29 protein-coding genes and 3 pseudogenes are annotated in these 22,097 nt (G+C 58.6%); 22 read left to right on the top strand and 10 right to left on the bottom strand.

Annotated elements, in window-relative coordinates; all coding sequences use genetic code 11:
• Nucleotides 1-74: 74 nt before the first annotated feature.
• A complete protein-coding gene (locus HDC32_RS14550) occupies nucleotides 75-296 on the bottom strand; it encodes a hypothetical protein (protein ID WP_145335648.1) in 222 nt (73 codons plus the stop codon).
• Between the two features lie 176 nt (nucleotides 297-472).
• Between HDC32_RS14550 and HDC32_RS14545 the strand changes: the two genes are divergently transcribed.
• From HDC32_RS14545 to HDC32_RS14510, 8 genes and pseudogenes are all read left to right on the top strand, one after another.
• Nucleotides 473-1,216, top strand: coding sequence for an XRE family transcriptional regulator (locus tag HDC32_RS14545; protein WP_178116720.1), 744 nt, complete (start codon nucleotides 473-475; stop codon nucleotides 1,214-1,216).
• Nucleotides 1,217-1,815: 599 nt separating this feature from the next.
• Complete coding sequence (locus HDC32_RS14540) at nucleotides 1,816-2,160, top strand: phage holin family protein (protein WP_131697366.1); 345 nt, start codon at nucleotides 1,816-1,818, stop codon at nucleotides 2,158-2,160.
• 20 nt (nucleotides 2,161-2,180) lie between these two features.
• The gene (locus tag HDC32_RS14535; RefSeq protein WP_184744507.1) at nucleotides 2,181-2,696 is read left to right on the top strand and encodes a hypothetical protein; all 516 of its coding nucleotides are present in this window, start codon (nucleotides 2,181-2,183) and stop codon (nucleotides 2,694-2,696) included.
• Nucleotides 2,697-2,699: 3 nt separating this feature from the next.
• Nucleotides 2,700-3,311: a phage baseplate assembly protein V gene (locus tag HDC32_RS14530; protein WP_131697364.1), complete on the top strand. Its 612-nt coding sequence runs from the start codon at nucleotides 2,700-2,702 to the stop codon at nucleotides 3,309-3,311.
• Between the two features lie 9 nt (nucleotides 3,312-3,320).
• Nucleotides 3,321-3,653 (top strand): phage baseplate protein, encoded by a 333-nt coding sequence (locus tag HDC32_RS14525; RefSeq protein WP_099601229.1) that lies wholly within the window; start codon nucleotides 3,321-3,323, stop codon nucleotides 3,651-3,653.
• A pseudogene (locus tag HDC32_RS14520) lies at nucleotides 3,650-3,835 on the top strand (baseplate J protein); the annotation flags it as partial. The gene HDC32_RS14525 and the pseudogene HDC32_RS14520, both read left to right, overlap by 4 nt.
• A gap of 373 nt (nucleotides 3,836-4,208) precedes the next feature.
• Nucleotides 4,209-4,394 (top strand): zinc finger domain-containing protein, encoded by a 186-nt coding sequence (locus HDC32_RS14515; RefSeq protein WP_184744505.1) that lies wholly within the window; start codon nucleotides 4,209-4,211, stop codon nucleotides 4,392-4,394.
• An 11-nt stretch (nucleotides 4,395-4,405) separates the two neighbouring features.
• Nucleotides 4,406-5,368 carry a hypothetical protein gene (locus HDC32_RS14510; RefSeq protein ID WP_184744503.1) on the top strand — a complete coding sequence of 321 codons (963 nt, stop codon included), beginning with the start codon at nucleotides 4,406-4,408 and terminating at the stop codon, nucleotides 5,366-5,368.
• A gap of 247 nt (nucleotides 5,369-5,615) precedes the next feature.
• Here HDC32_RS14510 and HDC32_RS14505 read toward each other — a convergent pair whose 3' ends face one another.
• The gene (locus tag HDC32_RS14505; protein ID WP_184744501.1) at nucleotides 5,616-5,969 is read right to left on the bottom strand and encodes a hypothetical protein; all 354 of its coding nucleotides are present in this window, start codon (nucleotides 5,967-5,969) and stop codon (nucleotides 5,616-5,618) included.
• A 209-nt stretch (nucleotides 5,970-6,178) separates the two neighbouring features.
• Here HDC32_RS14505 and HDC32_RS14500 point away from each other — a divergent pair.
• The 10 genes and pseudogenes from HDC32_RS14500 to recX form a co-directional block, all read left to right on the top strand.
• Nucleotides 6,179-6,295, top strand: a pseudogene (locus HDC32_RS14500) (chemotaxis protein); the annotation flags it as partial.
• Nucleotides 6,282-6,725: pseudogene (locus HDC32_RS14495) on the top strand (phage tail tape measure protein); the annotation flags it as partial. The pseudogenes HDC32_RS14500 and HDC32_RS14495, both read left to right, overlap by 14 nt.
• Nucleotides 6,725-7,108: a phage tail protein gene (locus tag HDC32_RS14490; protein ID WP_131697353.1), complete on the top strand. Its 384-nt coding sequence runs from the start codon at nucleotides 6,725-6,727 to the stop codon at nucleotides 7,106-7,108. The pseudogene HDC32_RS14495 and the gene HDC32_RS14490, both read left to right, overlap by 1 nt.
• Nucleotides 7,101-7,313, top strand: coding sequence for a tail protein X (locus tag HDC32_RS14485; protein ID WP_145335104.1), 213 nt, complete (start codon nucleotides 7,101-7,103; stop codon nucleotides 7,311-7,313). Before HDC32_RS14490 ends, HDC32_RS14485 begins: the two co-directional genes overlap by 8 nt.
• 9 nt (nucleotides 7,314-7,322) lie before the next feature.
• A complete protein-coding gene (locus HDC32_RS14480) occupies nucleotides 7,323-8,333 on the top strand; it encodes a contractile injection system protein, VgrG/Pvc8 family (protein WP_184744499.1) in 1,011 nt (336 codons plus the stop codon).
• Between the two features lie 22 nt (nucleotides 8,334-8,355).
• The gene (locus tag HDC32_RS14475) at nucleotides 8,356-8,913 is read left to right on the top strand and encodes a glycoside hydrolase family 19 protein (protein WP_131697350.1); all 558 of its coding nucleotides are present in this window, start codon (nucleotides 8,356-8,358) and stop codon (nucleotides 8,911-8,913) included.
• A complete protein-coding gene (locus tag HDC32_RS14470) occupies nucleotides 8,901-9,401 on the top strand; it encodes a lysis system i-spanin subunit Rz (RefSeq protein ID WP_131697349.1) in 501 nt (166 codons plus the stop codon). The genes HDC32_RS14475 and HDC32_RS14470 overlap by 13 nt, the downstream gene beginning before the upstream one ends.
• Nucleotides 9,402-9,482: 81 nt before the next feature.
• Nucleotides 9,483-9,983 carry a CinA family protein gene (locus HDC32_RS14465; protein ID WP_131697348.1) on the top strand — a complete coding sequence of 167 codons (501 nt, stop codon included), beginning with the start codon at nucleotides 9,483-9,485 and terminating at the stop codon, nucleotides 9,981-9,983.
• Nucleotides 9,984-10,066: 83 nt separating this feature from the next.
• On the top strand, nucleotides 10,067-11,125 hold the full coding sequence (recA, locus tag HDC32_RS14460; protein WP_048720087.1) for a recombinase RecA: 1,059 nt from the start codon (nucleotides 10,067-10,069) through the stop codon (nucleotides 11,123-11,125).
• A gap of 8 nt (nucleotides 11,126-11,133) precedes the next feature.
• Entirely contained in the window at nucleotides 11,134-11,601 is a 468-nt protein-coding gene (gene recX / locus HDC32_RS14455) for a recombination regulator RecX (protein WP_184744497.1), read from the top strand.
• Between the two features lie 191 nt (nucleotides 11,602-11,792).
• Here recX and HDC32_RS14450 read toward each other — a convergent pair whose 3' ends face one another.
• Together HDC32_RS14450 and HDC32_RS14445 are read right to left on the bottom strand one after the other, a co-directional pair.
• Nucleotides 11,793-12,905 (bottom strand): TIGR00730 family Rossman fold protein, encoded by a 1,113-nt coding sequence (locus tag HDC32_RS14450; protein ID WP_184744495.1) that lies wholly within the window; start codon nucleotides 12,903-12,905, stop codon nucleotides 11,793-11,795.
• Nucleotides 12,906-13,280: 375 nt separating this feature from the next.
• On the bottom strand, nucleotides 13,281-13,721 hold the full coding sequence (locus tag HDC32_RS14445; protein WP_065903274.1) for a PA3611 family quorum-sensing-regulated virulence factor: 441 nt from the start codon (nucleotides 13,719-13,721) through the stop codon (nucleotides 13,281-13,283).
• A gap of 179 nt (nucleotides 13,722-13,900) precedes the next feature.
• Between HDC32_RS14445 and HDC32_RS14440 the strand changes: the two genes are divergently transcribed.
• The 3 genes from HDC32_RS14440 to HDC32_RS14430 all read left to right on the top strand — a co-directional run bounded on the left by HDC32_RS14440 (nucleotide 13,901) and on the right by HDC32_RS14430 (nucleotide 15,961).
• Nucleotides 13,901-14,611, top strand: coding sequence for a tRNA-uridine aminocarboxypropyltransferase (locus HDC32_RS14440; protein ID WP_131697346.1), 711 nt, complete (start codon nucleotides 13,901-13,903; stop codon nucleotides 14,609-14,611).
• Nucleotides 14,612-14,872: 261 nt separating this feature from the next.
• A complete protein-coding gene (gene erdR, locus HDC32_RS14435; RefSeq protein WP_131697345.1) occupies nucleotides 14,873-15,523 on the top strand; it encodes a response regulator transcription factor ErdR in 651 nt (216 codons plus the stop codon).
• 75 nt (nucleotides 15,524-15,598) lie between these two features.
• Nucleotides 15,599-15,961: a diacylglycerol kinase gene (locus HDC32_RS14430; RefSeq protein ID WP_065938722.1), complete on the top strand. Its 363-nt coding sequence runs from the start codon at nucleotides 15,599-15,601 to the stop codon at nucleotides 15,959-15,961.
• Between the two features lie 3 nt (nucleotides 15,962-15,964).
• Here HDC32_RS14430 and HDC32_RS14425 read toward each other — a convergent pair whose 3' ends face one another.
• Complete coding sequence (locus tag HDC32_RS14425; protein WP_042944277.1) at nucleotides 15,965-16,891, bottom strand: LysR family transcriptional regulator; 927 nt, start codon at nucleotides 16,889-16,891, stop codon at nucleotides 15,965-15,967.
• Between the two features lie 124 nt (nucleotides 16,892-17,015).
• Between HDC32_RS14425 and fpr the strand changes: the two genes are divergently transcribed.
• Nucleotides 17,016-17,795, top strand: a complete 780-nt coding sequence (fpr, locus tag HDC32_RS14420; RefSeq protein WP_024073760.1) for a ferredoxin-NADP reductase — start codon at nucleotides 17,016-17,018, stop codon at nucleotides 17,793-17,795.
• Nucleotides 17,796-17,911: 116 nt separating this feature from the next.
• On the opposite strand, the gene tsaA is transcribed toward fpr, so the two are convergent.
• From tsaA to rimO, 5 genes are all read right to left on the bottom strand, one after another.
• Complete coding sequence (tsaA, locus tag HDC32_RS14415; protein ID WP_131697344.1) at nucleotides 17,912-18,607, bottom strand: tRNA (N6-threonylcarbamoyladenosine(37)-N6)-methyltransferase TrmO; 696 nt, start codon at nucleotides 18,605-18,607, stop codon at nucleotides 17,912-17,914.
• A 3-nt stretch (nucleotides 18,608-18,610) separates the two neighbouring features.
• Nucleotides 18,611-19,072, bottom strand: a complete 462-nt coding sequence (locus HDC32_RS14410; RefSeq protein ID WP_131697343.1) for a DUF1456 family protein — start codon at nucleotides 19,070-19,072, stop codon at nucleotides 18,611-18,613.
• Between the two features lie 68 nt (nucleotides 19,073-19,140).
• Nucleotides 19,141-19,851, bottom strand: a complete 711-nt coding sequence (locus HDC32_RS14405; protein ID WP_027604539.1) for an rRNA pseudouridine synthase — start codon at nucleotides 19,849-19,851, stop codon at nucleotides 19,141-19,143.
• Between the two features lie 71 nt (nucleotides 19,852-19,922).
• Nucleotides 19,923-20,396: a GNAT family N-acetyltransferase gene (locus HDC32_RS14400; protein ID WP_131697342.1), complete on the bottom strand. Its 474-nt coding sequence runs from the start codon at nucleotides 20,394-20,396 to the stop codon at nucleotides 19,923-19,925.
• Between the two features lie 100 nt (nucleotides 20,397-20,496).
• A complete protein-coding gene (gene rimO / locus HDC32_RS14395; protein WP_005785474.1) occupies nucleotides 20,497-21,837 on the bottom strand; it encodes a 30S ribosomal protein S12 methylthiotransferase RimO in 1,341 nt (446 codons plus the stop codon).
• Nucleotides 21,838-22,097 lie beyond the last annotated feature (260 nt).

The raw sequence follows: 22,097 nt of genomic DNA, 5'->3' as shown, positions 1-22,097 counted from the left end.
GCAAGGCTTCGTTGCAGGGGCCGAGCAGCCTTACTTGATTGGGGCGGCTTTAACGTTGTACTACAGCGCCTGACTCATGCGTTTGCCCCATAAAAATGGTTCAGCGCTGTCAATTCAATCACTGCGACGAAAACGCATAGCACAATAAATCCCGGGCTGAAGACGCGCTTGCGATTGGATGAGCCCCCGTCGCCCAGCGAGCTAAGATCTGAGCCATCGGAAATTATCATGAAGAGTGCCAGCAGAGCATAGATCCATGCCTTGCCCCAGAAGCTCTGATTTCGCCATTGGGTCATTCTTGGTTTTCCGCATACCGCTTCAAATGGGCTAAAGGGGGCTCTTGGCCCGGCATGTTTTGTGATGGCGGCAAGGTTAGCACGCAAGGTTGAAGGCGACGCAGGCATGGCAAATGCATTATTAATGCATGGATTATGCAAATTAGCATTTGCCAACCTCGAAAACTCCCTTCACTATCCCCGCTATGCAAAAACGCAACGTTTCTATCGTCTTGAGAGAGCTGCTGGACCGCGACCGGATCTCCCCTACGGAGCTTCACCGGCGTACTGGCGTGCCTCAATCCACGTTGTCCCGGATCCTCAGCGGCAAGATCGTTGATCCGTCGGATAAACACATCTCGCGCATCGCCGAGTACTTCCGCGTCAGCACCGACCAACTGCGCGGGCGCGCAGCAGTGGGGGCTTTGCGCGATGACGGGCGCGACCCGATGCATTCGGAACTCAAGGATATAAGCCTGTGGGACGACGACACCCCAGTTAATGATGACGAGGTGTCGATCCCCTTTCTGCGCGAGGTTGAATTGGCTGCTGGATCAGGAAGATTCGTCATCGAGGAAAGCGAGAAGGCCAGCCTGCGTTTTGGAAAGCGCAGCCTGCGGCATAACGGTGTGCAGTTCGACCAGGCCAAGTGTGTGACGGTGCGCGGCAACAGTATGTTGCCGGTACTGCGCGACGGCGCGACGGTCGGCGTGAATGCTGGCAAAAGTGGCATCGGCGACATCGTCGATGGCGACTTGTATGCCATCAATCACAACGGCCAGTTGCGGGTGAAACAGCTCTATCGCCTGCCTTCCGGGATTCGCCTGCGTAGTTTCAATCGCGATGAACACCCGGATGAGGACTACAGCTTCCAGGATATTCAGGATGAGCAGATCAGCATCCTTGGCCATGTGTTCTGGTGGGGGATGTACGCCCGTTAACCTTCTTGTGTAAGAGAAAGCCCGCCATCGAGCGGGCTTTTTTTCGTCTCTAGAAAATCGTCAAACCCTTTACCCGTAAGGTCGGAAATGCATCCATGCATGAGCATGTTGAAAATAAATGCATTTGTGTATTGACTGTATATGCATACATGCATACTCTTCATCTCAAGCCAGCCAACAAGGCCTGGTGGAGGCGGCAAGGATGCTGCCAAGGAAGACAAGGAAGGCACGCAACATCGGCAAGGACGCCATCAGAGCGATGGCAGGGATGTCAGGCAACACCGGCAAGGATGCCGACGCTCTTTAGTTTCACAGCTTTGCAAGAACAGGCAGCGATGAACCGGCCTTAACGGTTCAGAGGGTTGGCAACTGACCCGGGTGTGCAGCGTAAAGCACCAGAAGCAGTTATCCGGCAGACAGGGATCGTGGTCGGAAAAACATTGAGGAAAGATCCGTACCGCGCCAGTAGCGCCGAAAGATCGAAGCTGGACCGCATTACTGAAAAGCCCGGGCAACCGGGCTTTTTGGAATGCCTACCTATAAATGGATTTACCCGAAAGCCGGCCCTTCGCCGGCATTGCTCAGCCAGGAGGCGTGACATGACAAACGAGCAGCAAGCGTTAGCGGAAATGCCTATCTGGCTGGTGATCGCACTGGCCCTGATCGGCGGCGTATCCGGCGAAATGTGGCGCGCCGACAAGGAGGGCGCCCGCGGTTGGTCGCTGGTCCGGCGCCTGGCCCTACGGTCCGGGGCATGCATGGTCTGCGGGGTCTCGGCATTGATGCTGTGCTACGCCGCCGGCATGTCGATCTGGACCGCCGGCGCCATTGGCTGCCTGACCGCCATGGCCGGCGCAGACGTCGCCATCGGCCTTTATGAACGCTGGGCGGCCAAGCGCATCGGGGTCAACGAAGCGCCGACGTCCCGACCGGATCAGCAGTAACTGCTGCAAGGACGCAACTGATGACACATATCGAAAAACCATCCCAACTGCCTGTAGCGATTGAGGACGCGCTGACGCGTGCCTTCCCACAATTACAGGTAGGCAACCACCAGGACTTTGCCGGCGCCGGGGATCACACCGGCGTGCTGATCAGCATGGAGCGTAACGGTCCCGGGGTTCGTTCCCCTGAAGGGCGCAAGGCGCATGTTTTGTCGGTTTCACTCAAGGCTACGGTCGCCAGCGGCGCGGCACCCTTTGACGCGTGCGACCTGGCCAGCCAATTGATGGACCTGGCCCTGGATAACCGCTGGGGCCTGCCGCCGGATCAGTGCGATTTACCCACGTCCATCGTTGCGGCGCCTTCCGGATTTTCCAGCGCTGAAACGGACTACGACACCTGGACCGTTTCCTTCACCCAAACCCTCTATCTCGGTCCGTCGTTGCTCGACGATCCCACAGGCACACCGCTGTTTGCCCGCACTTGGGAAGTCTCGGATATCGATGATCCGGATCAATACCGGCCCCTGCAGGAGTAGTCCATGTTCGACGCATTGTTACGCATGCAACTGGGGCCGATTGTCGAGCGTCTGGCGGAAATGGAGGCCCAGCTCGAAGACCTGTATCGACGCGCGGAAAGTTTCTGCCGCATTGGCGTGTGCCGGGAGGTCGACGCTGCCAGCAATACCTGCAAGGTCAGCCATGGTGAGTTGCTTACCCCGGCGATTCGATTCTTCAACCCCAGTGCCGGTGCGCAGACCGAAACCCGTATTCCATCGGTGGGCGAACAATGCCTGCTGCTCAACTACGGCGGTGGGGAAGGGGGCACGCAGTCTGTGGCACTGTTCGGACTGAACAGTAGTCTGTTTCCACCGGTGTCCAGCGTGGCCTCGCTGACCCGGCGGCGCCATCAGGATGGCACCCAAAGCGACTACGACGACGCCAGCCACACTTTCAACTGGATCAACGGCCCAACCACGTTCAGCGGTTCTCGCGAACAGGTCGACATCAAGGTCGGCGCTGCCAGCCTGACCATGAGTGCCCAGAGCATCACCCTGCAACTCGGCGCCACCGGCCTCTCGCTGGATGCCGCTGGCGTGCATTTGAGCGGCCCGGTGGTGGATCACCAGGGGCGCGTGATCAGCCGCGCATAAGGAGTTGCCATGATCGGAATCGATAGGAACACGGGGGCAGCCGTCGATGACTGGCTGCAATTCGTACAGCGTGCCACCCGAGCGCTGACCACCCCCTTAGGCACTCGTCAGAAGCGCCCGATGTACGGCTCGATGATCCCGCAACTGCTCGGCCAGAACCTCGGCGACGACCTGCTGATCCTTGCTCAAAGCCATGCCGCGCAAGCCTTCTATAACACCCAGAACGGCATTGCCGACTTTCAACCCCAGGTCATCGTCGCCACCCGCCAGGGCGCCGGTTTATTGCTGCGTTTTGCCGGCACCTGGAAAAACCGCCAACAATCCTTCGAGGTCGTGACATGAGCATGCTGATCCCAGGCCAGAACCAACTGGCGGAGCCGGCGATTATCGCGGTCGATGAATTCGAACCGCTGCTGGCGGAATTCAAGGCGTTTGTCGTCGATTACGTCGCCACCCGCGCGCCGCAAAGCGCGGCCAGACTCAAGGTCAGCCTCGACAACGAAAGTGAACTGCTGACCCAAGCGGCCGCGCAGCAACTGCTGCAAACCTACGCCGACTCCTGGCATTGCTTGGACGGCCGCGTGAACCCAAGTTGGATCGACTATGCGTTCCACAGCGCCGGTGCGTGCAACTGCAGATACTCGAGCCCTTGAGGCCGATCATGATGATTCACAAAAAACGGCCATTGTGTCGGATTTTTTGTGCCCGGAAGAAAGCAAAAAGCCCCGACAAGTTCGGGGCTTTTTGTTGGGATCGAAAAAAGAGAGGGCGACTCCAGAGGGTGCTGTAACACCCTAAGGAGACGCCAGATCGCAGATGTAGCCTGCCAGCCAGCTAAGGCCCTCACTGCTCGCGCGAGCGGGAGGGAGCCTAGCAAATAAATAAACGGACTTGCAGATGTTGAAAGAATTCAGATGTGGTAACTGCAAAAGACTTCTCGCCCGCACGGGTGGGTTTACAGAGCTCCAGATCAAATGTTCCCGATGTGGGACGTTGAATCATGTGAAGGCCACGAGCCTCGAGCAATCGCCCACGAGCGCCATACGCCCAATACAGAGGCCTGAACTTAAATCAGCTAAGTAACGGAGTTTAAAATGGAAAACGCAAATTCGGCGTCTCAAACCTTGCAAGATATTTGGACCCAAGTACAACCGGTGGATAACACCGGCATGCTTAGGCGCGTAGTTTTTGCGCAAGGCAAGTTCTATGCGGCTGGTGGCAACGGTCTTCCCACAACCACTCAGCTTGTCAGCGGAGACGCAACTGGTACAGCGTGGACCAAGCTTAAGGGCGTCGTCACCTCTGATAGCGGAAAGGTCCTCAACGACCTGTACTGGAACGGTCTTGGGACACAGCTTCAAGCCCTTTCTCAATCCGGCAATGTGGCCTACGGCAGCACAGCACGCCCTGAAAGGGCTTGGACAGACATTACGGCAACTGTTCGCGCGTCCGGAGACTTGCAAGGCGTTGTGTATTATCAGCCAATTTACGGCATTGACACGACCTGGATACTGGTTGGGTCTAATGGTAAAGTCTTTTCCCGTTATGGCGATTGGTCAGGCCAGGTGGAGCGCACTACGACCTTCAACTCTAGCGAGACTGTGTACTGCGTCAACGTCATTGGCAGTTTTGTGTTGGTTGCGGGATCGAATGGGAAGCTGCTTAGCGCTGTGAAAATGGCGACGGAAAATCCGCAATCATTTGCGACCAGAACCAGCACCTTCGGCACTAGCACCATCCTTTCCATGAAGCTTTGCAACGGGAAAATGTTTATCGTTGGTGCGGATGGCAAGATGGCATATTCATCCGATGGGCTTACCTGGACTGCTGTTGAAGATACCAGTTTCGGTGGAACCATCATCCGCGACATTGCTTACGGTAATGGCAAGTATGTAGCTGTCGGCGACGGCGGCAAGACAGCCGTTTCCGAGGATGGGATCGGCTGGGTTCAGCAAGCCAACACTTTCGCAGGAACCGATATCCGGAGCGTCGCCTACGGCAACGGCAATTTTATAGCTGTTGGTGCAGGCGGCAAGATTGCTTACTGGACTCCATGATCTTCTATCTCCTTGTAATAGAGCCCAGCCGTCGCGCTGGGCTTTTTCATTTCTGATTCAGGCTCGCCACAGGGGATGCCTGGACGCGGATAAGCCGGTAGTGCAGCGCTACGGAAAAACACCGGCAGCCCGCGCGTGCTGTTAACACCTGACTTCCAGGGTAGCGCGAGACAGGAACGGCTAGATCGATGCATTGGGGCGTCGAGGCTGGGGTTGTCTTTGGCTGATGTCGGGAAAGACCGCTAACCTACTCCTGCCGCAGTGAATTTAGATAATCCGTGCAAAACTTAGTATCGAGGATTTTCTTTGCTCGGGCTTCTTGCTCCTTTCCCGATGAGCCAGGAGGACCCAATATTTCGTTTTTTACGCCCTCAAACATCACGACTAACTCTTCTCGATTTTTCTTCATGCCGCTTTCTTTCATGTAAAGAGCGGTAGTGTTCAGCGACTTTACTATCACAACATGTTCAATATTTGGATCACCGCTCCCCGCCAAGGCGCACCGAATCATTTTTACTGCGTGCGCCTCATGGGTTTCGCAACCCTGCATATTGAGAAGAGCAACAACAGCTAGCGCTGTGAAAACTTTCCCTCTCTTCACGTTGTTCTTCCTGTGCTTGGATAAATATTTAGATTTTCCAGCTGAAGGTACGCTCTACCCGATCCAAATCTACCTTTTCAGGTCTCTGCATTGGTAGGGGCCTTTTCGTTTTCGGCTCCACCACACCCATTGCTCCAAGCTGGGAGTGGTGCTGGGGCTAACTTATTTGTACAGGTCGTACTTCGGCCACCTTTCTCTATGGAGTGGCGATGGATCCTAACGACCTGGGGCCAGGCACGTTCGCGTGGCTTGGCGGTACCGGCACTGTTCTGCTCGGTGGTCTGTTATGGCTGAGAAATTTCTCTTCAAGTCAATGTGGTTCAAGGCGTGCGCAATGGTGACGTAAAAGCCGTCGGCTCAGGCCTCAGCACCGCCGGTGGTGCCTGGGCCGGTGCCTCCGCAGGCGCCGCTATCGGCACTCTGGTTTTCCCCGGCGTTGGCACCGCTGTCGGTGGCGCAATTGGCGGTTTGCTGGGCAGTGAGGCGGGCGCCTGGCTGGGCGACAAATTGTTCAGTTCAAGTGATCGCCTGCCTGCACCCAATGCGGTGAGCAAGGAACTCAACGCGGCGCGCACGGATAACGTGCAAGTCACCCTCGCCCCGAGTATCCAGATCACCGGTGTAAACCCCGCCGATGCCCAGCAGGTCGTCAACCAGGTGATCCAGGCGCTGCAGTTCCAATGCATGCCGATGCTCACCGACAGCCTGGGCATCCGACGCAACGCGGCACTGGCCGATCCTCCAGGAGGTGACTGATGCGACAACAAATGGTGCTCGGCGACTTTATCTTTGGCTTGTCCCGAGGATTTGCCTATTCCTCGTTGATCCGTGCCAGCGACGGCGGCTGGAGTGACCTGGCGATTATTGCCAGCAAGTCGCAGTCGCGGCAGAGCGGTCAGAAGCTGGAAAAACTCACATTCAGCGGCACGGCCATGTACGGCGTAGGCATGCAGCGCTTGGACGAGTTGCGCGCGCTGCAAAACACGCGTGCGCCGTTGCCTTTGGTTGACGGCATCGGCCGTAACTGGGGCTTGTGGCGGATTAATTCGGTGGTGGAAACCCAGAGCAATGTGATCGATGACGGCACCGCTATGGTCATGGCCTGGACGCTGGAGTTAGAGGAATTCGTCAATGCGTAGAGTGCGAAGTATCGCCGGTGATTCGGTCAATCTGTTGCTTTATCGGGAGTTGGGCCGTTGCGATGACGCAGCGGAAGAAACCCTCTGGCGCCTGAACCCCGAGCTTGCCGAATATGGCCCGGTGCTACCGGCCGGCGTGTGGGTGATCGTGCCGGAATTGCACGCTCGGTCAGGTGCTGTGCGACCCGTTTTGGCCTGGGATTAAGGAGGCTGCATGGCACAGGGATTTACGCCTATCGTCGAGTTTTATGGCGCCAACGCGGCGCTGCTCAATCAACGCCTGATGCGCTGGAGCCACACTGACGCTGCGGGCATTGAGAGTGACCGGCTGGAGCTGACCCTCAATATCGAGGGGCTGGACGGCCTGCCCACTCTGAACGGCAAGACCGGCTTGCGTGTCGGTTACCTGGAATCGGGGTTGGTGGAGAAGGGCGAGTTTGTCGTCACCCAACGGACCCCGGTGCTGTTTCCCATGCGCTTGATGATCGTAGCCACCGCAGCGCCCTTCAGCGTGGTCGATGCAACGGGTTACCGCCAGCGTCGATCCGCCAGTTACGGTCCGACCACCCTGGGCGCGCTGTTTCGCCGACTGGTCAGTCGTCACGGCTATTCACCGCGAGTGGCGCCAGCGCTGGAGGGGATTGCGATCGCGCACATCGACCAGTCCAACGAAAGCGACATGGCGTTCATTTCGCGCCTTGCCCGACTCTATAGTGCGGTGACCAAACCGTTTAACGAACTCTATGTGTTGGCCGAAGCCGGCCGAGTCAAGTCGCTCTCCGGCCAGCTACTGCCGGAAGTGAAGCTGTCCGTGACGGATGATAACCGCCCCGGTGAACAGAGCTTCATTACCGCCAAACTCGACGAAAAATCCCGCTCGAAATACGAAGGCTGCCGCGCCAGTTGGTGGGATGCCTCAGCCGGCAAGCAGCGCGTAGTCCAGGTGGGGAACGCCCCGTTCAAAACCTTACGCCAACGCTACCAGAACGAAGCCGAAGCCCGCGCCGTTGCCGAAGGCGAACTACGCCGTGTGGGGCGTGAAAATTTAAAGTTGCTGATCGATTGCCCGGGCAATCCATTGTTGGCCGCGGAAGGGCTGTTAGTGCTGGATGAGAGCTGGCCGTCCTATATGCAGGGGCGATGGTCGATAAGGCAGGTGGTTCATGTCGGCGATCCGGCGACGGGATACCGCAGTTCGATTACGGCCGGTGGGTTGTCGAGATAGCTACTTTTCGAGAGTAAAACCAATGGTGATAACACTCCCCCAACTGCTTGGCGTTATGCCGGATGCCCGCCTTAGAGCGGGCCTTTTTTTAGCGCCCTTGAATGCGGCTTTCGTTCGTTTCGAGATCAACCGTGCGAAGCGCATCGCCGCCTTCCTCGCCCAGATTGGCCACGAATCCGGCGAACTGCGTTACGTCCGTGAACTGGGCAGCGATCACTACCTGAGCAAATACGACACCGGCAGCCTGGCCGCGCGCCTGGGCAACACCTCTGAAGCGGATGGCGATGGTCAGTTGTACCGGGGCAGGGGGCTGATCCAGATCACCGGTCGGCGCAATTACCTGGCATGCAGCCAGGCGTTGTTTGGTGATGATCGTCTGTTGAGATATCCCATGTTGTTGGAGCAACCACAATGGGCGGCTGAGTCGGCCGCCTGGTTCTGGCAGAGCAATGGCCTGAATGAGCTGGCAGACAAGGATCAGTTCACCGCCATCACACGGCGGATCAACGGCGGGTTGAATGGGCTCGAGGATCGCTTGCGATTGTGGGCGCTGGCGAAGGCGGTGTTATGCGCTTCCTAGGGGCTTGGCGATTGATCGGCGTTTGCCTGTTAGTGGCGGTGACCTGGCAAGTACAGGCTTGGCGATTGGGGGCGCAGTTGGAGCGGCAAGCGGCTGTCCATGCCCAGGCGCTCAGTCAACAAACCCAGGCAGCCCTGCGCCAGCAACAGGTACAGCAGGACAAACGGCTGGCCCTGGAGCAACAGCTCAGTGCCAGCGCCCAACACCATGCTCGGGAGTTAAGCGATGCGCAACATAACCAGGCTGCTCTGCGCGACCGCCTGGCCACTGCTGATGTGCGGTTGTCAGTCCTTCTCGACGCAGCCGAGCCCGCCAGTGGCTGTGCAATGCCAACCGCCGCCACCGCCGTCCGCGTGGTTCATGCAGCCGCGCGAGCCCGACTTGACCCGGCGCATGCTCAACGAATTATCGGCATCACCGATGCCGGCGACCAAGGACTGATCGCCTTGCGCGCTTGCCAGGCTTATGTGCGCGCTGTCACCCGCTAATCTCTTGTTCCCGTCTGTCGCTTGCATGAGCGATTTGCTCCTGTAGGGTAGGCAAACCCCCGCCCACTTCTGGAGACCGTCGTGAAGGAAATCACTCAACTTGCCGCTGAACTGGGTCGCCGCCTGCAGGTGCTCAATGCCCACGTCACCACGGCCGAATCCTGTACCGGTGGCGGTATCGCCGAGGCCATTACGCGGATCCCGGGAAGTTCGGCCTGGTTCGAGGCGGGGTATGTCACCTATTCCAATCGGCAGAAGACCCGGCAGTTGAATGTGCCGGAGACGTTGTTTCCAAAGGTTGGGGCGGTCAGCCAGGAAGTGGTGGAGGCCATGGTGCGCGGCGCCCAGGAGAAAAGCCTGGCGCGCTTTGCCGTGGCGGTCAGCGGTGTGGCGGGGCCGGATGGTGGTTCGGCGGACAAACCGGTGGGCACCGTATGGTTGGCCTTTGGTGTTGGCGAGGAGGTCACGGCCGAGCTTGCGCACTTCCCCGGCAACCGCGATGAGGTCCGCCGACAAACGGTGAAGGCCGCGCTGGAGGGCTTGTTGCGACGAGCTGCAGCAGAAATAGAAAATCAGGGGTAGGCGATCTCTGATCTTTGTGGAACAATACTGTCTACTTATACAGGTGTTGGCCGTCAGGCCTTATTGATTACGTGAGGACTTTAATGGACGACAACAAGAAGAAAGCCTTGGCTGCGGCCCTGGGTCAGATCGAACGTCAATTCGGCAAGGGTGCCGTAATGCGTATGGGCGATCACGACCGTCAGGCGATCCCGGCTATTTCCACTGGCTCTCTGGGTCTGGACATCGCGCTCGGCATTGGCGGCCTGCCAAAAGGCCGTATCGTTGAAATCTACGGCCCTGAATCTTCCGGTAAAACTACCCTGACCCTGTCGGTGATTGCCCAAGCGCAAAAAATGGGCGCCACGTGCGCGTTCGTCGACGCCGAGCACGCCCTGGATCCTGAATACGCCGGCAAGCTGGGCGTCAACGTTGACGACCTGCTGGTGTCCCAGCCGGACACTGGTGAGCAAGCCCTGGAAATCACCGACATGCTGGTGCGCTCCAACGCCATCGACGTGATCGTGGTCGACTCCGTGGCAGCTCTGGTACCCAAGGCAGAAATCGAAGGCGAAATGGGCGACATGCACGTGGGCCTGCAAGCCCGCCTGATGTCCCAGGCGCTGCGTAAAATCACCGGTAACATCAAGAACGCCAACTGCCTGGTGATCTTCATCAACCAGATCCGTATGAAGATCGGCGTGATGTTCGGCAGCCCGGAAACCACCACCGGTGGTAACGCGCTGAAGTTCTACGCGTCGGTCCGTCTGGACATCCGCCGTACTGGCGCGGTGAAAGAGGGTGATGAGGTTGTGGGTAGCGAAACCCGCGTCAAGGTCGTGAAGAACAAAGTGGCTCCGCCTTTCCGCCAGGCTGAATTCCAGATTCTCTACGGCAAGGGTATCTACCTGAACGGCGAGATGATCGATCTGGGCGTGCTGCACGGCTTCGTCGAGAAGTCCGGTGCCTGGTATGCCTATAACGGCAGCAAGATCGGTCAGGGCAAGGCCAACTCGGCCAAGTTCCTGGCGGACAACCCGGATATCGCTGCCACGCTTGAGAAGCAGATTCGCGACAAGCTGCTGACCCCAGCACCAGACGTGAAAGCTGCCGCCAACCGCGAGCCGGTTGAAGAAGTAGAAGAAGCCGACACTGACATCTGAAGCAAACGATGACTGTTGTACTGGATACACTTGTCGCCGTTCGGCGCACCGCAATGGACCTGCTCGCTCGCCGCGAGCACGGTCGAGTCGAGCTGACGCGTAAACTGCGTCAGCGCGGCGCGGAACCCGAGATGATCGAAACTGCCCTTGACCGTTTGACGGAAGAGGGGCTGCTTTCGGAAGCCCGTTACCTCGAAAGTTTTGTCTCCTACCGAGCCCGCTCCGGCTACGGCCCCGCGCGGATTCGCGAAGAGCTGAGCCAGCGCGGTTTACAGCGCGCCGATATCGACCTTGCCTTGCGTGAGTGCGGTATCAGTTGGCAGGCGCAACTGGAAGACACCTGGCGTCGCAAATTTTCTGGTCATCTCCCCATCGATGCCAGGGACCGTGCGAAGCAGGGGCGTTTCTTGAGTTATCGCGGTTTTTCGATGGAAATGATCAGCCGCTTACTCAGCGGTCGAGATATGGACGACTGAACACTTTGTTGTGTGATGAACGGCCTTGTAGTGTGGTGAATGGGCTTGTTGTGGCGAGCGGGCTTGCCCCGCGTCGGGCTGCGAAGCAGCCCCAATGGCCTTACCTTCGATCTAAACCTGAAACACCCAAAAAAGGCCCGCTATGAAAATAGCGGGCCTTTTTTCGTTTCTGGATTCTGCGTTTCTGGATTTCACGCCGGCTGCGGCGCTACCCGCTGTTGCGTCTTCCCCTGGGCCTGCGCCCAGTTCTCCGGCAAGTTGATGTAATCCACCAGCTCCCGCAGCCGGCCCTGGTCGCGGCCATTGAAGTTGAACACCAACCGCGTCAAATGGCTGAACTTCGGCTCATCATGCTCCTCGCCCGTATAGGCAAGCTGCTGGAATTCTCCACTCAACCGCAGGCTGGAAAATTCACTCTGCAAATGAGCCAGCGCTCGATCACTGAGCGGGTGATTCATGCGCACCACAAACTCACGTTTCAACCAGCGCGTGGAATGGAAGTTGGCATAAAACCTATTGATCTCTTCCACTGCCTCTTCAGCGCTGTACACCAGGCGTACCAGCTTGAGGTCAGTGGGCAGGATGTAGCGATTGGCTTCCAGTTGGCTACGGATAAAGTCCAGGGCCCCCTGCCAGAAACCGCCACCCGGCGCATCCAGCAACACCACCGGCACCAGCGGGCTTTTGCCGGTCTGGATCAGGGTCAATACTTCCAGGGCTTCATCCAGTGTGCCGAAACCACCCGGGCACAGCACCAGCGCATCGGCTTCCTTGACGAAGAACAGCTTGCGGGTAAAGAAGAAGTGGAAGGACAGCAGGTTCTCGGTGCCATCGATGGTTGGGTTGGCATGCTGTTCAAACGGCAGGGTAATGTTGAAGCCCAGGCTGTGTTCCAGGCCAGCCCCTTCGTGGGCTGCCGCCATGATGCCGCCGCCGCCACCGGTGATCACCATCAGGTCCGAGCGTGCCAGTGCGGCACCCACCTCGCGGGCCAAGGCGTACAGCGGGCTTTCCACCGGGGTGCGTGCCGAGCCGAACACCGTGACTTTGCGGCGCCCCTTGAACTGTTCGAGTACGCGGAAGGCGTGGTCCAGTTCGCGAATGGCTTGCAAGGTGATCTTGGCGTTCCAGCGGTTGCGGTCGTCCTGGGCCATCCGTAGCACGGTCAGAATCATGTCGCGATACAGGGGGATATTCGGGCTGTTGGGGGCGATCTGCTGGAGTTGAGCTTCGACCTGCTGCGTAAGGTCAGCGCCGTTTTCTTCAAAATGCCGGATCAGGCTGTCATTCGGTTCGTAAGGCATTCAACTTCTCCTTCTTCACAGAGGCTGGGCCTGCGGCGAGAAATTCGTCCGGGGCCACGACACTGCTTGTGTCGCTGCATGCCCAAGGCATTGCACATGTTTGCCAGGCGACAAACGGGCTCTGTATGTTCCTTGTGATTTAAAAAACCTTTGCACTGCAAGTCGCAGGAGGGCAACCCTGTTTTGCTCAGAAATTGTTACAGAACAGCACGGGAGCCGTTATGAACGGGCGATTGGGATGACTTGATGATGGGCCGAAAAACCCTTGGCTGGCAACCGCTTATTGGTCGCTCATCAGGTAGTTCAGCGATGTTCAGGGAGTTGACGCGGGGGAGTGCGCGCTACTGGACAGCAGCGCGCGAGGGCTAGCGAAGATTACTTTTTCTTCTTGGCGGCAGCCGGTGCCGGGCAATCCGCTTCCACGAACTTCACCGATGCCACAGGACGGTTGGTCTTGTTCTCGGTGATTTCGTAGCGCATCACTGCGCCCTTGGCCATCAGCTCGCGATAACCTTTGTTCAGGCACACGCTTTGCCCGAGTTGGAAGTACACAGCCTTGGGGTTGGCGCGCATTTGTTCGGCACGGTCGGGCAAGACGCTCAGGTGATCGATCAACTGCATGCCTTCAACGGTGTAGGCGACTTCGAGGGTTTTCTCGTCGATTTCCCGGGGCAGGTCCTTGTTACTTTCAGCAGCGACGCTTTGCAGCTTCCGGTTCATTTGGGCCTCCAGCAGCGAGGCCGCCTGGGCGCCCACAGGCAGTACCAGCGCAAGTGCGATGGATGGGGCGGCAAGACGCAGCATGGAACGCAGCATGAAACTCTCCTGATTCGGTTACTGGTGCATAGACCAGCCACTGCGCTGTGCGTTCAGTGGCGCGCAATTATAGGTGACGCCTTGCCACTACAGCCAGGCGTATCGCTGGTAAACTGCGGCCACTTCAGCCTTTCACGAGTTTTGTCCGTGTCGATCTACCCCTCTGTACGGCGCATCCGATGAGCCACGCCGTCTCCCGCCTGCGTACCCAGCGACTGGCACGCGCGATCAAGCCCTTCGTCAATCGAGGCTCCCGTGCCGAACGCTGTCCCGGCTGCCGGGTCATTCCCGAGTATTGCCTGTGCGCCTGGCGCCCCCGGGTCGCAGCCAGGTCTGCCATGTGCCTGCTGATGCACGATGTCGAACCGATGAAGCCCAGCAACACTGGCTGGCTGATCGCCGATGTTATCGACGACACTACCGCCTTCGCCTGGTCGCGCACCGAAGTCGACCCGGATTTGCTCACCCTGCTCGCTGACCCGCAGTGGCAGCCCTACATCGTGTTCCCCGGCGAATTCGTGGCCGCCGAGCGTGTCGTCAGTACCGTGACGGTGGCAGAAGGCAGGCGCCCGCTGTTCATCCTGCTGGATGGCACCTGGAGCGAAGCGCGCAAGATGTTCCGCAAGAGCCCTTATCTGGAGCATCTGCCGGTATTGAGTCTGGCGCCGGAGCAGCTCTCGCGCTACAAACTGCGCCGCTCCAAGCGCGACGACCATTTCTGCACCGCCGAAGTCGCGGCCCTGTGCCTGGAGCTGGCCGATGACGCCGCGGCAAGCGAAGTGCTGGACGCCTATCTTGACGTATTCAGCACCCATTACCTGGCCGCAAAGTTCCAGTTGCCACTGGATCCGGCCGACAGCGTCCATACTCGTCTTGCACCCTATATATAAGCGCGATAGCCAGGCGACGTTTGCATGATGGCAGCGTAAACCCGCACCTCGCTAAAATGCCCATGGGCGTAGTGCTTGACCCCCCAGGCTGCGCTGGGCATGCTGGGCGCCGATTGGGGCGCAACCGTGAATTTTCGACGTCGATTCAGGTGCTTTTGACGTTGAACCTGCCCTGTGGCAATGGCTGCCTGGCCGTTGCCTGGTGTACTGGCGAACCCTGAACCCATCAGGGCTGCCATAAAAAACAGGATCATTTAATCAATGGCCACATACGAAATCCTGATAGCCGATGACCACCCGCTGTTTCGCAGTGCGCTGCATCAGGCCGTGACCCTGGGTCTTGGCCCCGACGTGCGCCTGGTTGAAGTGGCCAGCATTGCCGAGCTGGAAGCCCGCCTTACTGAAAAATCCGATTGGGACCTGGTGCTGCTCGACCTGAACATGCCTGGCGCCTACGGTTTCTCGGGGCTGGTGCTCCTGCGTGGGCAATACCCTCAGATCCCCGTGGTGATGGTCTCTGCCCAGGAAGACGCCGACGTAGTGGTGCGCTCCAAGGAATTTGGCGCCAGTGGCTTCATTCCAAAGTCCAGCGCGATGGAAGATATTCAGAAGGCCGTGCGCGCAGTGTTGGACGGTGATGTTTCCTGGCCGCCCCAAGCGTTTGAACAAATCAACGTGTCCGACGAAGCCAAGGCCGCCCGCGATGGCCTGGCCAGCCTGACGCCCCAGCAGTTTCGAGTGCTGACCATGGTCTGCGAAGGTTTGCTGAACAAGCAGATCGCCTACGAGCTGAGTGTGTCGGAAGCGACCATCAAGGCTCACGTCACGGCGATCTTTCGCAAATTGGGGGTGCGCACGCGGACCCAGGCGGCGCTGCTCTTGCAACAACTTGAGTCTATTTCGCAGCATTAAGTTGTTACCGATTCACGCTTTTTTGACTTTGCGTGATCTAGTTTCCCCACTTCTTTGGTTCAGTTGCCTACGTCTATGTCGCCTTTCAAGGGTCAAACCGGTCTCAAACGTATCTTTAATGCAGGGGGCTATTCCCTGGATGGCCTGCGCGCGGCTTTCACCGGCGAGGCGGCGTTCCGTCAACTGGTGCTGTTGAACGTCATCCTGATCCCGCTGAGTTTTTTCCTGCACGTCAGCCGTGTTGAGCGGGCGCTGCTGATTGCGGTGTGCCTGTTGGCCTTGATCGTTGAATTGCTCAATTCGGCGGTAGAAGCGGCGATCGACCGTATTTCTCTTGATCGCCATCCCTTGTCGAAAAACGCCAAGGACATGGGCAGCGCCGCGCAATTCGTGGCACTGACCATGATCACCCTGGTGTGGGCAGTGATTCTGATCTAACGATCAGGCAATGCTTGGCAGCACGATCTCGTCGCTGCGCTGAACCCCGGCGGTGAAGGCGCGGCACAGCTCCAGGAACTCGCGCATCGCTGAGGTTTGGTATTTCTGTTTATGCCAGATGAAGTAGAACTGCCGGGCCAGGTCCAGGTCCGGGGTTTCTACCGGCACCAGGCTGCCACGGCGAAATGCATCGCGCAGCGCCAGCCGGGAAATACACCCAATCCCCAAACCCGATTCCACCGCCCGTTTGATCGCCTCGGTATGCTCCAGCTCCAGGCGGATATTCAGCGCACTGCGGTGATGACGCATGGCTTGGTCAAAGGTCAGACGGGTGCCGGAGCCTTGCTCCCGCAGGATCCATGCCTCATGGGTCAACTCTTCCATGGTGGCCACGCCGCGCTTGGCCAGGTGGTGCTGAGGCGCGCAAAACACCACCAGCTCATCTTCCACCCAAGTTTGCACCTCTATATCGGGGTGGCTGCAGTCGCCTTCGATTAGACCCAGATCAATTTCGTAGTGCGCAACCTGGTGCACGATATTGGCAGTGTTCTGCACATGCAGCTTCACTTGGCTTTCCGGGTGCTGCTGCATGAAGCTGCCGATCAGCAGGGTGGCCAGGTAATTGCCAATGGTCAGGGTAGCGCCGACCGCCAGGGAGCCGAAGCCGGACTTACCGTTGAGCAGGTCTTCGATCTCCTTGGCCTGGTCCAACAGCGCCACCGCTTGAGGCAACAGCTGATGGCCCAAAGCGTTGAGACTCAGGCGTTTACCGGCGCGGTCGAATAATTGGCAGCTGGATTGGCGCTCCAGCTCGGTAATCGAGGTGCTGGCGGCGGATTGAGATAAGGCCAGAAGGCCAGCAGCGCGGGAGACGCTTTCCTGCTGGGCGACGGCGACGAAGACTTGCAGTTGACGGAGAGTAAATCGCATATCGATATAACCGATAACCCTTATCTTAATAATCCAGTTAACAGATATTGTCGCCGCCATTAGAATGCTGTGCAATTGCGCACTTCATCTTTGGCGCAGACCCATTCCCAGGAGTCCCCCGTACATGAGCAACATGAACCACGAGCGTGTCCTCAGTGTTCATCACTGGAACGACACTCTGTTCAGCTTCAAGTGCACCCGCGATCCGGGCCTGCGCTTCGAGAACGGTCAGTTCGTGATGATCGGCCTGCAACAGCCCAACGGCCGCCCGCTCATGCGCGCTTACTCCATTGCCAGCCCGAACTGGGAAGAGCATCTGGAGTTCTTCAGCATCAAGGTGCCGGATGGCCCGCTGACTTCCCAATTGCAGCACTTGAAGGAAGGCGACGAGATCATCATCAGCAAGAAACCGACAGGCACCCTGGTGCTTGACGATCTGAAGCCGGGTAAACACCTGTACCTGCTCAGCACCGGTACCGGCCTTGCTCCGTTCATGAGCGTGATCCAGGACCCGGAAACCTACGAGCGTTTCGAAAAAGTGATCCTGTGCCACGGCGTGCGTTACGTCAACGAAGTCGCTTATCGCGAATTCATCACCGAGCACCTGCCGCAGAACGAGTTCTTCGGCGAGGCCCTGCGTGAAAAGTTGATCTACTACCCGACCGTGACCCGCGAGCCTTTCGAAAACGAAGGCCGCCTGACCGACCTGATGCGCAGCGGCAAGCTGTTTCGCGACATCGGCCTGCCACCGATCAACCCCGAGGACGACCGCGCCATGTTGTGCGGCAGCCCAAGCATGTTGGATGAGACCAGCGAAGTGCTGAACAGCTTCGGCCTGAAGGTTTCGCCACGCATGCGTGAGCCGGGTGATTACTTGATCGAACGCGCGTTCGTCGAGAAATAACTGCGGTAAAAAATATGGGAGGGGGCTTGCTCCCGATGGCAGTGGATCAGTCAACTTGTATATCGACTGACCCACCGCCATCGGGAGCAAGCCCTCTCCCACATTTGGTTTCCGGTTTATCCCGCCGGAACCACTTCCAGCACACAAATCATCCCCGCCTCAGGATAGTGCCAGCGCACATCCACATCCCAGAACTGCGCCCCGTATTCGCGCTCAGGCCCAGGCGTCTGGTACGCCGGCCGTGGATCCTGTGCCAGACACTGATCGATCAACTCCACCAATGGCTCTCCAAGGCGCTGAGCGTGGCCTTGTGCCTGCTGCAGAGCCGTCTTCAGCCACTGCACGGGAATCAACTGCGGCGCTCCACTGGCGATGTTGTTGGTGGCCGTGTCGATGATGTCGGCGTAGGGCACATACGGCTTGATATCCAACACCGGTGTGCCATCGAGCAAATCGATCCCGGAAATCCACAGCCGCCCCGGCTCCACTTTGTCCAGCTTGACCACTGACTGGCCAATCCCGTTGGGCCGATGAGTCGCGCGGGTCGCAAACACGCCCATGGACGTGTTGCCGCCCAGGCGTGGCGGGCGCACTTTCAGACGAGGTTTATCTTCCAGGGCCTGGTGGAACAGGAACAACAGCCACACGTGGCTGACCTGTTCCAGGCCCTGTACCGCCTCACCCTGGTCGAACGGCGCCACCAACTCCAGCACGCCCCGCGCGGCAGGCGCCAGTTGCGGTTGGCGCGGGATGGCGAACTTTTCCTTGAAGCAGGAACGTACGAAACCGACGGGCGAGACCTGGTAACTCATGGCTTACGCACGAACCCGCAGCGTCAGGCCCTTGAGGAAGTTGCGCAGCAACTGGTCGCCACAGGTGCGGTAGTTGGTGTGGCCGAACTTGCGGAACAGTGCGCTCAGTTCAGGCTTGGACACCGGGAATTCGGCAGCCTTGAGGATGGCGTGCATGTCGTCTTCCTTCAGTTCGAAGGCCACGCGCAGCTTCTTGAGGATGATGTTGTTGGTTACCGGGGTTTCGATCGGCTGCGGCGGACGGCTTTCGTCCTTGCCGCGTTTGAAAATCACCAGGCCATCAAGGAAGTGGGCCATGACGTCATCCGGGCAGAACACAAAACCTTCTTCCTCATCTTTCTTGAGGTAAGTCAGCAGGTCTTCCTTGGTCACTTCCATGCCGCCGAGCTTGATCAGCTCGACCATCTTGTTGTCGCTGATGTCGAGCATGTAGCGCACGCTGCGCAGTACGTCGTTGTGAATCATGGTGGGCAATCCTGGTTTTCAACGGTGGGCGCCGCCGGGTGGGGCGGTGCCTGGAAAGGGGAGGCGGCTTAGAACTTCTCTTTGCCGGACAGGTAACGCCATTGGCCGACTGGCACTTTGCCGATGGACACGCCGCCGATGCGAATGCGGCGGATGGCAACGACTTTCAGGCCAACGGCTTCGCAGAACAGGGCGATCACGCCCGGTTGCGGGTTCTTCATCGCAAAGCGCAGGCGATTTTCGTTCTGCCAGCTGGCTTTCACGGCTGGCAGCTCTTTGCCTTTGTAGGTCAGGCCGTGGTTCAGGCGGTTGAGGCCGTGGGCAACCATGTCGCCTTCAACCTCCACCACGTATTCCTGCTCGATCTTGGCGGCATCGGCGGTCAACTTGCGCAGAATCTTCCAGTCCTGGGTAAACACCAACAGGCCGCTGGCCTTGGCTTGCAGGTCGGCGCTGGCGGTCAGGCGCAGGAAGTGGCCCTTGAGCGGACGCTTGCTGAAGCGGTGTTCTTCGGACAGGGTTTCGGCGCTGATCGAGGCCATTGCCGTCTCTGCATCTACACCGACCGGGGCGTGGAACAGGATGGTCACCGGCTCTGGCGCGGTGGCCTTGGCCTCTGGGTCCAGTTCGACCTTCTGGGTGGTGATCTTGAATTGCGGTTCGTCGATCACTTCACCGTCCACCGAGACCCAGCCGCCTTCGATAAACAGCTCAGCCTCCCGACGGGAGCAACCGACCAGTTCGATAAGGCGTTTGGAGAGGCGTATGGGGTCAGTCATGACAAGGGCCGTAACAAAAGGGGGCGGCTATTGTACCTGTGTGGGCGCGGTTAATCCCGGCCCCATTTCATTTAGCCCTGACGGGCCTTTTGTTGTTGCTGGCGCAGCCGCAGGTGCAGCAATGGATAAGGCTGCCCCAAGCCATCATGCTCGGTGCGCCCGATCACTTCGAAACCCTGCTTGAAATAGAACCCCAAGGCCTGGGGATTCTGCTCGTTAACGTCCAGTTCGTCGGCGTTCATGCTTTCGATTGCATAACGCAGCAACTGCCGGCCGAGGCCCTGCCCGCGGTATTGCGGGTCGATAAACAGCATCTCCACCTTACCGCACGCCACCCCGGCAAACCCGGTGATGCGTTGGCGCGGGTCACGGGTGCAGATCAGCATCACCGAATCCAGGTAGCGGGTCAGCACCAGGTTTTTCAGCAACTCGATGTAGCTGTCCGGTAAAAAATCATGGGTGGCCCGCACCGAGGCCTCCCAGATGCGCGTCAATTCTGCGTAGTCGCCGGTTTTAGGTGTGTGGATAACCGAATGCTGGCGCATGCCCGCTGCCCCTTGCCATGATGGGTGCCGATGGGCAAAACAATAGACCTAAAAAAGCCCCGCATCTTGTCCAGAGGCAGGGCTTTTCAAGTTTTTTTGATCAGTCGCGCTTTTCAGCCCACAGATCGTACTCATCAGCGTCGGTCACGGTGCACCAGACCTTGTCACCCGGCTTCAAGCCGCTGGCATCGTCGATAAACACATTACCGTCGATTTCCGGTGCATCGAAGAAGCAACGGCCGACTGCGCCTTGCTCGTCCACTTCGTCGATCAGTACTTCGATTTCCTTGCCGATACGCAGTTGCAGGCGCGCCGAGCTGATTGCCTGTTGGTGCGCCATGAAGCGCTCCCAACGGTCCTGCTTGACGTCATCCGGGACCACGGCCAGGTCCAGCAGGTTGGCCGGCGCACCTTCCACGGGCGAGTACTGGAAGCAACCCACGCGGTCCAGTTGCGCTTCGGTCAGCCAGTCCAGCAGGTACTGGAAGTCTTCTTCGGTTTCGCCGGGGAAGCCGACGATGAAGGTCGAACGGATGATCAGCTCGGGGCAGATCTCGCGCCAGTTCTTGATGCGCGCCAGGGTCTTGTCTTCGAAGGCCGGGCGTTTCATGGCCTTGAGCACTTTCGGGCTGGCGTGCTGGAACGGGATGTCCAGGTACGGCAGGATCTTGCCGGCGGCCATCAATGGGATCAGCTCGTCCACGTGCGGGTACGGGTAGACGTAGTGCAGGCGCACCCACACGCCCAGGCTGCTGAGGGCTTCGCAGAGTTCGGTCATGCGGGTTTTCACCGGCGCGCCGTTCCAGAAGCCGGTGCGGTATTTCACGTCGACGCCGTAGGCGCTGGTGTCCTGGGAGATCACCAGCAGCTCTTTGACGCCGGATTTGACCAGGCGCTGGGCCTCGTCGAGTACGTCACCCACCGGACGGCTGACCAGCTTGCCACGCATCGACGGGATGATGCAGAAACTGCAGCTGTGGTTGCAGCCTTCGGAAATCTTCAGGTACGCATAGTGACGCGGGGTCAGCTTGATGCCTTGGGGCGGCACCAGGTCGATCAGCGGGTTGTGATCCTGGCGCGGCGGCACCACGTCGTGCACGGCATTGACCACCTGCTCGTACTGCTGCGGGCCGGTCACGGCCAGCACGCTTGGGTGCACGTTGCGGATATTGCCTTCTTCCACACCCATGCAACCGGTCACGATGACCTTGCCGTTTTCCTTAATCGCTTCGCCGATCACTTCCAGGGACTCTGCCTTGGCCGAGTCGATAAAGCCGCAGGTGTTGACCACCACCACGTCGGCGTCCTGGTAAGTGGACACAACGTCATAGCCTTCCATACGCAGTTGCGTGAGGATGCGCTCGGAATCGACGAGAGCCTTCGGGCAACCCAGGGAAACAAAGCCAACCTTGGGGTTGGCTTTTGCGATGGTGGTGGACATGTCTAACCTCGGTATTGAATGACGCCGCCAGTCGGGCACGACAGGGCTGCGGACGGGCGCTTGCTGCGCCTCTGATCAAAAAGTGCGCAATTCTAGCGACGGGCAACGCACTTGACCAGCTTTATGCAGGGAAATGCGACGAGTGCTGCGCTATGCTTCGCGCCGTTGCGCACGGGTAAAACCCTTGGGTCAATAAAACGTCTGTTACGAGAAGTAAAACAGCGCATGCTAGGGTCAGCTTAGACGCGTTGTTTATAAGA

It is taken from the genome of Pseudomonas sp. JAI120, from assembly GCF_014207255.1.
In the GTDB taxonomy this organism is placed as follows: Bacteria; Pseudomonadota; Gammaproteobacteria; order Pseudomonadales; family Pseudomonadaceae; genus Aquipseudomonas.
This window is presented reverse-complemented; position numbering and strand designations above follow the sequence as displayed.

Coding starts and splice junctions, on each gene's coding strand:
- HDC32_RS14425 (WP_042944277.1), bottom strand. CDS start 16,891: ATGCGATTTACTCTCCGTCAACTGCAAGTCTTCGTCGCCGTCGCCCAG.
- HDC32_RS14445 (WP_065903274.1), bottom strand. CDS start 13,721: ATGCTGCGTTCCATGCTGCGTCTTGCCGCCCCATCCATCGCACTTGCG.
- HDC32_RS14400 (WP_131697342.1), bottom strand. CDS start 20,396: ATGCGCCAGCATTCGGTTATCCACACACCTAAAACCGGCGACTACGCA.
- HDC32_RS14550 (WP_145335648.1), bottom strand. CDS start 296: ATGACCCAATGGCGAAATCAGAGCTTCTGGGGCAAGGCATGGATCTAT.
- HDC32_RS14475 (WP_131697350.1), top strand. CDS start 8,356: ATGGTGATAACACTCCCCCAACTGCTTGGCGTTATGCCGGATGCCCGC.
- HDC32_RS14405 (WP_027604539.1), bottom strand. CDS start 19,851: ATGACTGACCCCATACGCCTCTCCAAACGCCTTATCGAACTGGTCGGT.
- HDC32_RS14530 (WP_131697364.1), top strand. CDS start 2,700: ATGTTCGACGCATTGTTACGCATGCAACTGGGGCCGATTGTCGAGCGT.
- HDC32_RS14450 (WP_184744495.1), bottom strand. CDS start 12,905: ATGCCTTACGAACCGAATGACAGCCTGATCCGGCATTTTGAAGAAAAC.
- rimO (WP_005785474.1), bottom strand. CDS start 21,837: ATGTCCACCACCATCGCAAAAGCCAACCCCAAGGTTGGCTTTGTTTCC.
- HDC32_RS14410 (WP_131697343.1), bottom strand. CDS start 19,072: ATGATTCACAACGACGTACTGCGCAGCGTGCGCTACATGCTCGACATC.
- tsaA (WP_131697344.1), bottom strand. CDS start 18,607: ATGAGTTACCAGGTCTCGCCCGTCGGTTTCGTACGTTCCTGCTTCAAG.
- HDC32_RS14525 (WP_099601229.1), top strand. CDS start 3,321: ATGATCGGAATCGATAGGAACACGGGGGCAGCCGTCGATGACTGGCTG.
- recA (WP_048720087.1), top strand. CDS start 10,067: ATGGACGACAACAAGAAGAAAGCCTTGGCTGCGGCCCTGGGTCAGATC.
- HDC32_RS14515 (WP_184744505.1), top strand. CDS start 4,209: ATGTTGAAAGAATTCAGATGTGGTAACTGCAAAAGACTTCTCGCCCGC.
- HDC32_RS14430 (WP_065938722.1), top strand. CDS start 15,599: ATGTCGCCTTTCAAGGGTCAAACCGGTCTCAAACGTATCTTTAATGCA.
- HDC32_RS14535 (WP_184744507.1), top strand. CDS start 2,181: ATGACACATATCGAAAAACCATCCCAACTGCCTGTAGCGATTGAGGAC.
- HDC32_RS14440 (WP_131697346.1), top strand. CDS start 13,901: ATGAGCCACGCCGTCTCCCGCCTGCGTACCCAGCGACTGGCACGCGCG.
- erdR (WP_131697345.1), top strand. CDS start 14,873: ATGGCCACATACGAAATCCTGATAGCCGATGACCACCCGCTGTTTCGC.
- HDC32_RS14480 (WP_184744499.1), top strand. CDS start 7,323: ATGGCACAGGGATTTACGCCTATCGTCGAGTTTTATGGCGCCAACGCG.
- HDC32_RS14540 (WP_131697366.1), top strand. CDS start 1,816: ATGACAAACGAGCAGCAAGCGTTAGCGGAAATGCCTATCTGGCTGGTG.
- HDC32_RS14470 (WP_131697349.1), top strand. CDS start 8,901: ATGCGCTTCCTAGGGGCTTGGCGATTGATCGGCGTTTGCCTGTTAGTG.
- HDC32_RS14485 (WP_145335104.1), top strand. CDS start 7,101: ATGCGTAGAGTGCGAAGTATCGCCGGTGATTCGGTCAATCTGTTGCTT.
- fpr (WP_024073760.1), top strand. CDS start 17,016: ATGAGCAACATGAACCACGAGCGTGTCCTCAGTGTTCATCACTGGAAC.
- HDC32_RS14490 (WP_131697353.1), top strand. CDS start 6,725: ATGCGACAACAAATGGTGCTCGGCGACTTTATCTTTGGCTTGTCCCGA.
- recX (WP_184744497.1), top strand. CDS start 11,134: ATGACTGTTGTACTGGATACACTTGTCGCCGTTCGGCGCACCGCAATG.
- HDC32_RS14510 (WP_184744503.1), top strand. CDS start 4,406: ATGGAAAACGCAAATTCGGCGTCTCAAACCTTGCAAGATATTTGGACC.